Origin of the sequence: Marivirga sp. (assembly GCF_024636815.1) — a bacterium.
In the GTDB taxonomy this organism is placed as follows: domain Bacteria; phylum Bacteroidota; class Bacteroidia; order Cytophagales; family Cyclobacteriaceae; genus Marivirga.
Window position 1 is genome coordinate 1 of record NZ_JAGXGF010000219.1, and the last position, 11,837, is coordinate 11,837.

4 protein-coding genes are annotated in these 11,837 nt (G+C 34.6%); 3 read left to right on the forward strand and 1 reads right to left on the reverse strand.

The annotated features are described in order from the left end of the window. On the reverse strand, nt 1–180 hold a 180-nt coding region (locus tag Q0L29_RS15585), incomplete at its 3' end, for a hypothetical protein (RefSeq protein ID WP_296623123.1). A gap of 382 nt (nt 181–562) precedes the next feature. Between Q0L29_RS15585 and Q0L29_RS15590 the strand changes: the two genes are divergently transcribed. From Q0L29_RS15590 to Q0L29_RS15600, 3 genes are all read left to right on the forward strand, one after another. After that, a complete protein-coding gene (locus Q0L29_RS15590; protein ID WP_296623126.1) occupies nt 563–8,473 on the forward strand; it encodes a GDSL-type esterase/lipase family protein in 7,911 nt (2,636 codons plus the stop codon). A 12-nt stretch (nt 8,474–8,485) separates the two neighbouring features. Continuing rightward, nucleotides 8,486–9,568, forward strand: a complete 1,083-nt coding sequence (locus Q0L29_RS15595; RefSeq protein WP_296623127.1) for a hypothetical protein — start codon at nt 8,486–8,488, stop codon at nt 9,566–9,568. A gap of 478 nt (nt 9,569–10,046) precedes the next feature. Beyond that, nucleotides 10,047–11,837 (forward strand): alpha/beta fold hydrolase (locus tag Q0L29_RS15600; protein WP_296623129.1); only part of this gene is annotated, 1,791 nt, incomplete at its 3' end.

Here is an 11,837-nt window from a genome sequence, read left to right on the forward strand (position 1 = left end):
AGGAAAAGCTTTTCCATATAATCCAATATACTGCGTTATCTTCCCTCGATATAGCCCGCTATATCTTCTCAAAGACGCCTTGTCTATTGAATTATATGAAAATCTGAATTTACAAATTAGAGTCGAACTCAGGTTAATAATAGAACTCTCAGGAATGGAATACTTGAAAAGGATTTCCATTTATTTTATTTCAACTCATCTGAAAACTAATTTCAAAAATTAGCAATCATCGGGTTTCGCCCATTGAGAACCACCTTCATTTTAAATGAATGATTTTCCTGTTAAAATCTTAATATTTCATTTGGTAAGCTCTTTTTATTTTATTGATAAAAGCACCATAACAATCATTAAAGCACGCTTCTTCAGCTTGTCCTTATTATTCCTATTGATTTATTTAAAATAATGCTCCAAAAGCTCATCTATTGCTAAATTATTACGTTGAAAATATATATAAAAGTTACATCTAAAAAATGAAGGTATTATCAAATATAATAAACTATATATTGCACCTTATAATGTAATTAAATCATTTATCTATATGATTATTAATAATTTAACGCATATGAATAAGATACTTACACTCCTGTCAATAATATTAATTTTTTCTATAAATATTACTTCTGCACAAATAGTGGATAATTACTTATATGGATATAAGTTTCATGAAAAGCCTGATAATGCTACTGGGCCTAAATTAGATATTGATAGGTACCCAATTTTGGATGGAACCTACAGTTTTAGAGAAGATACTGCTGGAGGTGTGACGAGCTATTATGATAGAACAAACTGGGATTCAGATCAATATGAACAAGGGCATATTATAGATGATGGAAGCCAATTACCGGAATTCAAATTAAACTTTAGGCTCCTAAAACCAAACGGATATGATGAAAATTATGAGGATGGATATCCTTTGATTATCATGTTGCATGGTGCAGGAGAAAGGGGAAATTGTTGGAGTAATAATTGTTATTATGCAAGCCCAAGTTGGGATCCTTTAGTTAATGAACCACAAGCAGGACCAAAGTATTTTACTGTTGAATTAGTTAGTGGGAATGCTGTTTTTACAAGTAGTTTGGTACATGAATTTACTGCTGGAATGGAAGTTGAAATTAACAGTTCAACTATTGGAAATTATAAAGGAATATATAAGGTAAGTTCAACTAATTTAACAGATCAATCATTTCAGCTAAATGATTTTACATTCGAAGCAAATGCATCTGGGAAGATAATTAAGCGAGATTTTAATAATCTTTTTAATAATGATCATAATTTATTGCATGGTGGTAGGCAACATTTAGATGCTGTTAACAGTGCAGGAACTAAATTGCCCAATGATCCTACTTTGGGAACGGGAGATTTCCCAGGATTTGTACTTTTTCCACAAAATTCAAATGGATGGGGTGGCAGCGAAATTAAAAATGTAGTAAGAGTTATTCATAATGTTCTTGATCAATATAATATTAACAGAAATAGAGTAGTGGTTCATGGTTTATCCAACGGTGCACAGCATGTGGTTACTTTATTAAAAACTGATCCGGCATTATTTGCTGGAGTTTTATTAATGTCTCCTTCTTCTGCTAATACAAAGGTTCAAGATAGTGAAGAAATGGCACATATTCCTATGTGGGTTTTTCAAGGCGGCAAAGACAGCAACCCTACTGTTAGTCAGACCAATTCATTGGTGAGATGGTTTGAAGAGATGGGCGGAAGTGTCCGATATACTCTGTATGAAAATCTGGGGCATGGAACCTGGAATACGGCTTACAAAGAGCCTGATTTCTTCTCATGGATTAAAGAAAAAGACAACTCAGATATATTTGTTTATTATGGTGATAGCACCATTTGTACAAGTAATGGGCAAGGGGCTAAATTAGGGGTGCCGCGTGGTTTTAGGAAGTATGAATGGGAAAGGGACGGACAAATTATTACGGGACTGGATTCTGCTACGGCTTATGCAGATATAGCTGGAACTTACAGGGCTAGGTTTAGCCGATTTCATGAAAACCCTACAGCAGATCAATGGAATAATTGGTCTGAACCGATAGTGATTAAAGAAAGTATTGTCAAAACCCCGAAAATCACGGCTTTAAATACTACTCATTTACCTGATATCAATGGTGTAGATTCAGTACAGATTCAGACTAATGAAGCTAGTAATTTGTATTATTATTGGAATAAGGATGGAGTAGATTTAAGTGATACTACTTTTTATCACAATGCTAAATTAGCAGGAACATACAAGGTTTCTACTGAGACTTTTGGTGGTTGCCCAAGTAATATTTCCAAAAATATATATGTCACTTTTAATGCACCAGCCGATCTTTTAATACCAGCAAATGTACAAGCAAATTTAACTTCTAGTGGTAGTGTGCGTCTTTTCTGGGATGATGAAAATTCACTTGAAAATGGCTATGAAGTTTACAGGAGTACAGCGGTAGATGGTTTTTATGATTTCTTAGGTTTACTGGATGAGGATGCTATATCTTTTGAAGATGTCACCGCTTTTTCTGGTATAGAGTATTTTTATAAACTAAGAGCAGTGTCAAATGATAAGGTGTCTCCATATACATCAGCAGTATCTATTGTTACGGGTACAGATAATGAAAAGCCTTCAACACCTGGTAATTTAATAGTAGAAAATTATACCATAACTTCCTCTACTTTATGTTGGGAAGCCTCCTCTGATAATGAAGCTGTAAAGCAATATTTCATTTACTATGGTGCAGATTCAGTTGCTACTAATAGTGATGCAACGTGTTTTACAATTGAAAACTTAGCAAAAGGAAGAAATTTTACATTTACCGTTAAAGCAGTAGACTATAGTGGGAATATTTCAATGGCCAGTAATCAAGTGAATGTCACCACCATTTTTGAAGGCTTAACTTATGAGCATAGTACGGGGTCATATGATTCTTTGGATGAGATTGATTGGAATTTTATAGAATATAAGGGTGTAGTTCCTAATTTTTCGATTAGTGAACGCACACAGGAAGATTATTTTAGTTTTAAATTTGATGGTTACATCTATATAGAGCAAGCTGGAGAATATGAATTCAGAACTAAATCCGGTGATGGCAGTAGGCTTTACATTGGTGGTTTTGATACAACTAATTTAGTCTTTGATAATGATGGTTTACATGGGTGTAATTTTGGTAATAATGCACCTGCTATACTTAATTTAAGTGTAGGCGCTTATCCAATTACAGTTACCTATTTTGAAAAAAGTGGTGGACAATGTTTAGAGGTTTATTATAAAAGCCCTGGTGGAAATTGGGCGTTAATCCCAGATGAAATGCTGAAAAGTGGGACAATTGAAAACAATAATCCTCCTGCCGTTCCAACAAATTTAACAGCTTCTGCTGATGGTATGGATCAAATCAATTTATCATGGGCACAAACAGACATAATTCCGGACGATTTAGATATAGTAGTATTAGGCTCTTCTACTGCAGAAGGCTATGGTGTTGTTGCTGACAGCGCCTGGGTTGGCCGCTTAGACCATTGGCTTGGTGAAAACAGTACTAATTATACTTTAACTAATCTGGCATTGGGAGGATATAATACTTATCACATTCGTCCAACAGGGAGTGACAATAGTGCTAGTAGTAACGATACGCCTGATACAGAAAGAAACATCACCAAGGCACTTTCTCTCAATCCAGATATCATTATTGTGAATATGCCCTCTAATAATGTTCAACAAGGCTATTCTGTTGATACTACCATGTTTCATTATAGGGAGCTTAAGGCATTGGCGGATAATGCTGGAGTGAAAACACTCTTTACCACAACACAGCCGAGAAATTTTGGACCTGACAGAAGGGATACATTAGCTATTGAGGCAGATTCAGTAAGAGCTAATTTCGGCAATTATGTAATCGATATATATGATTCTTTGGCAGCAGTGGATTTAACAATTAAGCCAGTTTTCGATTCTGGTGATGGAATTCATCCAAACGAACTAGGGCACGGCTATATCTTCTCAGAGGTACAGATTAAATTGATGCAATTTTTAACTCATTTTGAGATTTATAGATCACTTGAAAGCGGTGGAAATTATCAGATGATAGGCCGAATTGAAAATGGGTTTACTTATCATGAAGATGTAGATTTATTGCCTGGCCATTCATATTATTACAAAATTAAGGCAGTGAACTTAAATGGCAGTTCGGCTTTCACTAATACCGTAAATGCTACTACAGTAGAAGATACAGATCCACCAAGCGTTCCTTCAAATTTGGAGGTAGTTTCCACTACTTATACCAATTTTGGAATAATGTGGACTGCTTCTACCGATAATCATGAAGTAGATAAATATTTAGTTTATGCAAATGATGTATGGATAGGGGAAAGCAATAACAACACTTTTTATACAAGTGATTTGGAACCTGAAAGCACTTATATTATTAAAGTCGAGGCTGTTGATGTTAGTGGAAATACTTCATCTCCATCAGCTGGAATTAGTGTGACTTCCGATGCTACAATCAATTTTTATGCGAAAAGTACAGGGGATTTAAATGAATTAAGCACTTGGGGTTTATCTACTGATGGTTCAGGGACTGCTCCAGAAAATTTCTTTAAAAACGGTCAAGTGTTCAATTTAAGGAATAGAAGCACTAATTCTGTCTTGACTAGCCAATGGCAAATTGATGGGAGCATCTCCAAATTAGTGGTGGAACCCGGAGAAACCTTGGATATATCTGCAGTTTTGGATGGCAATATTCAACTAATGGGTGATGCGGTAGTTCATGTTAATTCTACAAATCTTCCTAAGTTCTTGCCTTCAGCAGCAAATTCACATGTTTACTTTAACACCTACGATCATTTGCCAGTAGGGAAATTTGGAAATATAACGCTAAATAGTTTCGGCCAAAAAGATCTAGGTGAAGGGACATTAGAAATTTTAGGGGATCTGGAAATTTCTGGTCAATTAGGTTTGAAAGGGCTTCCTAGTAATCTCTCTAAAATATTGCTTTATGGAGATTTGAAAATTCAAGATGAACCAGTTACAATCGCTTTAGATAATCTGGCAAGTTTGGAATTTGCAGGCGATAAATCTCATAATATTGAGCTTATTGGAAACTTACAATTCTACGATATCGCTATTTCAGCACAAGATACAGTCATTATCCAAGCATTGAATCCGATTGAGGTTTCATTGGGAAGTGGCAATGGTGGCGGATTAGTTTTAAATGACAGTAGCCGTTTTGATATCGGAGCCCATGCTTTAAAAATAGTGGGTGCCGGTAAATTTAATGCTGATAACTCCAATGCTTCAATTGCATCTAACTTTGGTAGGATCAGTATAAATTCCTCTAGCAATTCTACTTCCAACCTTCAACTTGATACTATAATGAATAAACTTAGTAGGTTGGAATTTGGAACTACTGGAGCTATGCAACTTCACAATAAGTTAGAGTTGTTTGATAGAATAGATTTGGATGGTGGAACATTCCAATCAAATGGTCATTTGGTATTAAAATCAAATGATACTACCACAGCACAAGTCTTACCCATGAAAAATGGTGCGCAATTATTGGGGGAGGTAAAGGTTGAAAGATATATAGCGCCAGCAAGATTGTATCGATATATTTCATCTCCTGTTTCAGGAATAACGGTTGAAGATTGGCAAGAATTCTTTCCTATTACAGGAAACTTTAATGGTGCAAGTACAGGGACTGGCTTAAGTTCCAATCCTTCATTATTTTATTACGATGATGAAAATGGAGGATGGAAAGAGTATCCAATAAGTGGTACAGATAATACTTCTCCTATTAATATTGGAACAGGTTATGCAGCTTTTATGCGAGAGGAAACCAATCCTGTTATAATTGAGAACTTTGGTAATCTTCATCAAGGGAATTTTACTTATAGCCTTTCCATTGGCACAGGTCATGAGGATGACGGCTGGAGCCTAATTGGTAATCCATATGCTGCAACCATTCAATGGGAAAACGAAGGTTGGATTTCTAGTGGAATTAGTAATATAGTGTCGGTGGCCAAGAATACGACCAATGGTAAATCTCAATTCTTTGTTTATGATAGAAGCGATGGAACTGGAGACTTAGTAAATGGTGAAATTGCTTCAGGACAATCAGTTTGGGTGCAAGCAATGAATTCAACGCCAAGCTTAACCATTACAGAGGAAGCCATTTCAATTAATGAAAATGCATCTGGTGCGGAATTTATGAGAACGCTTCCCAATAAAGATCATCACTTAAAAATTGTTTTGAGGGATCCATCAAATCAAGAGGATGCCACTTATGTTAAATTTCGTGAATCAGCCTCTGATGAATATGTTAAGATGGAAGACGGCTTTAAGCGTCCAAATTCCATTATAAATTTTTATTCTCAATCAACTGATAATGTGAATCTAGCGATGAACACCATGTCAATGGAATTTTGTGAATTAAATATTCCTTTGCAGATAAATAATGCAAGTAGTGGCGATTTTAAACTGAATTTTGAAAATATTGAGCGCTTTCCGTTGGCTTTGGTTTCACTGATTGATGTTTACAAGAAGGATACTATAGCCTTAAATCAAAATCAGATTCTAAACATTAGTGTGGATGAAAATGAAATAAATAGCTATCAAGATAGGTTTATTTTAAATTTAGTTCGTCCTGAAGTCGATTTGAATTTAAATTTAGTTTATGATGATAAATATTGCTCGGGAAATTCATCAGTAGATGTCGAAATTGAGAATAGCCAATATGGTGTTCAGTATTATATAGCCAATGAAAATGGAATGCAGATTACTGATCCTATTACGGGAACAGGTGAGTCAATATTGGTTTCTATCGACAGTAGTTATATGATTTCAAATTCAGAGCAATTTCATGTAAAATCATTGTTTCCTGGTTGTACTGTTTATGATAATGATGAAATGTTTCAGGTGCAAAAATTAGAGGTGGGTGCTCCGGATTTACAAAAAGATTTTATCATAGATTGTGAAGGTTCTTCACTTATACTTATTGCTAATAGGCAAAATGATACAGATGAAATTCTATGGTTCAATGAACCCTATAATGAATCAATTGAAAACTCTGGAGACACGTTATTTTTTCATGATATAGGAAATAATTTTGAGTTAATTTCAGCTCAATCGAGATCAGCAGAGGGTTGTTTGTCAGAAAAAACCATGCTTGAATTAAGTAGAGGAGATTTTGAAAATAACTTCATAGTTGAAAATCAAGAAATCCAATGGGGTGATGAGGCTGAATTTTGTGTTGGAACAGAATCTTTTACCGTAAATATTCCAAATAGCACTGAAGGTATATATTATTCAGCATTTTATGACGGTAACCAAATTTCATCGCAAACAATGGGTACTGGAGAAAAAATTGAAATTATTATTGATATTAATTCATTAAATAATGGGTTGAATGAATTAAAAATTGTGGCTTCAATATCTGGTTGTGAGGAAATCGAGTTAAATTCCACTCATACAATTGAATTAATCGATACGCCTCAAATTGAATTAACTGATGAAGAATATAGAGGATGTGAAGGAGAAGAAATTAATTTGACTTTAATTAATGAGAATGAAAATACTGTATATGAATGGTTTGCTTCAGGTGATTTGATTGAAGGAGAGACTTTATCAAATCTTTCAATTGAGAATCTTACTGCTGATTTATTACCAATTTCAGTAAGGGCATCTAATCAATTAGGGTGTTCAAATGGTGATTTGATAGAAGTACCTATTGTAATAGTTGAGACTATGCCAATAGTATTTGAGCAGGAAAATTATTCAGTCTGCACTGGAGGTGAACTTACAGTTGCCTTAGAAGGAAATTATGAAAATCACACCATCAAATGGTATTCTGCCGGAGGATTATTGGTGAATGAGACGGAAGCAAGCTTGACGCTTAATGATTTTAACATGGAAATGCTTCCTGTTGAAGTGGTGGTTGAAAATGATTTAGGATGTAGTGACAATGGACTACTTGAGATTCCAGTTCAATTTAATTCTATAGAAATACCAATTCTACAAGTAGAAGGAGATTCACTTTTTATTCAGAATGTTAGTGCAGAAGTAAATATTTATTGGTATTTTAATGATGAGTTACAAGCTGAATATAATGATCTATCAAGTATTTTATTGCTTGAAAGTGGATCTTATACCGTAATTTTGGAGGATAGTAATTGTTCCGTAATTTCGGAAGCATTTGAATATCTAATTTCTTTTAATGTTGGAAAACTTGATAACCAGAGTGTACTTGTTTATCCTAATCCAACAAATAAATACTATTTAAATATTCAATCAGGAGCTTTAAAAGGTAAAGATATTGGATTACAGCTTATGGATCTGAATGGTAGAATCATCTTATCAGAAACCGTAAATAAAACAGATATTGAAAGTGGTTATAAATTAGAGCTTCCAAAAGGATTAGATAATGGAATTTATCAATTAAGAATGCTTAATGAAGAAGAAATGGGTGTTTTTAAGATAGTTTTTAATCAATAAAACTAAGTGAGTTTGAAAAAAATATTGTCCATAGTAAGGTTGATTTTCATCAATCTTGCTATTTTTCTTGTTTTATTATTTTTGGTAAATCTTTTTGTGGGTATTTACCTTAAAAGCAGTAATAATAAAAGTAGAGCTGATCTCCCAAATTATGAGGATGATAAGGGATACGCAAGAAAAATATTTGAGGATTACAATAAAGTTCAGCAACTCTACGAGCCTTTCGTAGCCTGGAAAACAAAGCCATATCAAGGCGAAACTACCAATATAAATAAAAACGGAATAAGAGAAACTATAAAAGTACCACATGTGTCTGATTCTGCTAAAGTAATTCGTTTTTTTGGTGGTTCTACCCTATGGGGTGAAGGGGCAGATGATAATAGTACCATTCCTTCCATATTCCAAAAGCTTAATTCAGAATATAAAGTTTATAATCATGGTCAATTAGCCTATAATTCGAGGCAAAATCTTGATGCTTTAATATCACTTTATGAGGAGGGAAAGAAATCTGACGTGGTGATTTTTTATGATGGCGTTAATGATGCTGCATTTTTATGTCCCACAGATGTTGATGTACCCGGTCATAGACTTGTTCCTATGTTCAGAGGAAAGCTTTACACTTCCTATTTCAATATTGTCAAAGAGGCTATTGGAAAAATATTCTTCGATAAATTAATTCTATTATCTAAGAAGTTGAGTCCTGCGGAAAGAGATGAAATGTATAATTGCGTAAGTTCAACTGCTAAGGCAGAAGCTGTAGCGGATTTTATGCTGACCAATTGGGAAATAGCGCACGATATCGTAACCTCTCGAGGTGGAAGGTTTTACGCGGTTTTGCAACCCTCGGCTTATATAGGCAATCCAAGGACAGATCATTTAGATTTGGGACCAGTTTTAGGCGACAATTTCAAAGAGATCTATAAATTGTTCTACCAAAAGATAAAAGAAAAGCAATATCCCTGGGTGTCTGATCTAAGCACTTCATTTGATGGAGATGAATATATATTCATTGATTTTTGCCATGTATCTCCCAATGGTAATCAAATAATGGCGAATCAAATAAATAATGTACTTCAAGTAGGTTCATTACATTAGTTTTACCTACCTATCCTAAATCTATCACCCAGTTTGGAAACCTCTTAAAATTTGAATTTTTACTTTAATCTCTCCTTTCTTAAAAATAGTTTGATTTTTATTAAATTTTTTTTAATCATTTTAGCTTACTCTAGCAGTTTTTGTATACGAAAAATAAATCACCATTCAATTAAAATTCAGCATGTTTTTACAAGTAAAAGTTGACTAGCAATGATCAATGAGAAAGAATATGTAGGCCTTCGAATGAAATTAATTAGCAAAAAAATATCTGATATGTAGAATTATACAGAATAATGTGCGTTCCTTATCGTACGGTTGTAGTCATTTATGATGAATAAGCTTTATAATTCGATATAACTTACATTTTAAACTACAAATTGAAATTATGTTAATAAAAAGTATTCTAAAGAGAGAATTCTGCTTGATAGATTTATTTTCTAAAAACAGAGTTGTACTAATATTAATTATTAGTTTTATTTTGAATCAAAGCTTAGCTTTTTCTCAAAATCAAGAAGCAAAAAAGAGTCCTGCTGGAACATGGTATTATGAATACCTTCCTGCAGATTATAATGGAAATTCTAAAGATTACCCGATTATGTTTTTCTTTCATGGTTTAGGTGAAAGAGGAAATGTAAAAGGTGACTTGCCGGAAGTGGCAAGGAATGGTCCACCTAAGTATGTGAAAAATGGACATGATTTCCCTTTTATTTTAATATCGCCTCAATTAAAAACTAATATGGGTAATTGGACTCCAGCTTACATGGATGAGGTGGTTGAACATGTTCTCGGTGGAGGACTTAGAGTTGATTTAAATAGAATCTATATAACGGGATTAAGTTTAGGAGGCGGAGGTGCATGGTATTATGCACAAAGTTTCCCAGATAAGATTGCAGCTGTCGCGCCTATTTGCGGTAGTGGAAATAATACCAATAAAGCCGATGAGATTGCAGCAGAAGATGTTCCTGTTTGGGCTTTTCATGGTGATGCTGATGGTGTTGTACCGGTAAGTAGAACAATAAATATGGTTGAGGCAATAAAGGAATCAACTCTTGACATTACCCCAACGCCTAAAATGACAATATATCCTGGAGTTGGACATGACGCATGGTCAAATGCATATAAGACAGATCATTCCTTGCATAACCCAAACATCTATGAGTGGTTTATGAAACAAAGTAGAGACTCAAATTCTCCTAACACTCCGCCTACCGCCAATGCCGGTTCTAATAAACAAATCAGTTTGCCAACTAACTCAATATCCATTTACGGAAGTGGTTCAGATAGTGATGGATCTATTTCCACGTATTCATGGAAAAAAATCCTAGGTGGAACTGCTACCTTAAATAACACCAATAAAGCGAGGCTTGATGTCTCTAACCTTGTAGCTGGTATTTATAAATTTGAACTTACCGTGAAGGATAATGATAATGCAACACACACTGATTTGATGAGACTGGAAGTTTTAGACAATGGGAACGTAAAGCCAGTAGCAGATGCCGGCTCAAATAAACAAATTAGTTTACCAACTAACTCAATATCCATTTACGGAAGTGGTTCAGATAGTGATGGATCTATTTCCACATATTCATGGAAAAAAATTCTTGGCGGCACTGCTACCTTAAATAATATCAATAAAGCAAGGCTTGATGTCTCTAACCTTCTAGCTGGTATTTATAAATTTGAACTTACGGTGCGAGATAATGATAATGCAACTCATAGTGACCTGATGCGATTGGAAGTTTTAGACAATGGGAACGTAAAACCGGTAGCAGATGCCGGTTCTAATAAACAAATTAGTTTACCCACTAACTCAATATCAATTTTAGGGAGTGGTTCTGATAGTGATGGGTCTATTTCAAGCTATTCATGGCAGAAAATTTTAGGTGGAACGGCCACCTTGAATAATACTAACAATGCGAGGCTTGAAGTCTCTAATCTTCTAGCTGGTATTTATAAATTTGAACTTACCGTGCGAGATAATGACAATTCAACGCATAGTGATGTGATGCGACTTGAAGTTTTGAGCGGTGGAAACTTAAACCCAGTAGCAAATGCTGGGAATGATTTTACTATTAATTTACCAACAAACAGTGCTAATTTAGTGGGATCAGGTACCGATCAGGACGGTCAGATTGCATCCTATTGGTGGAAAAAGGCGTCTGGCCCGTCTGTAAATATTTCAAATCAAGATAAACCGACCGCAACACTCAAGAATTTAGTGGAAGGAACTTATACTTTCCAGTTTAAAGTTAAGGATAATGATGGGGCA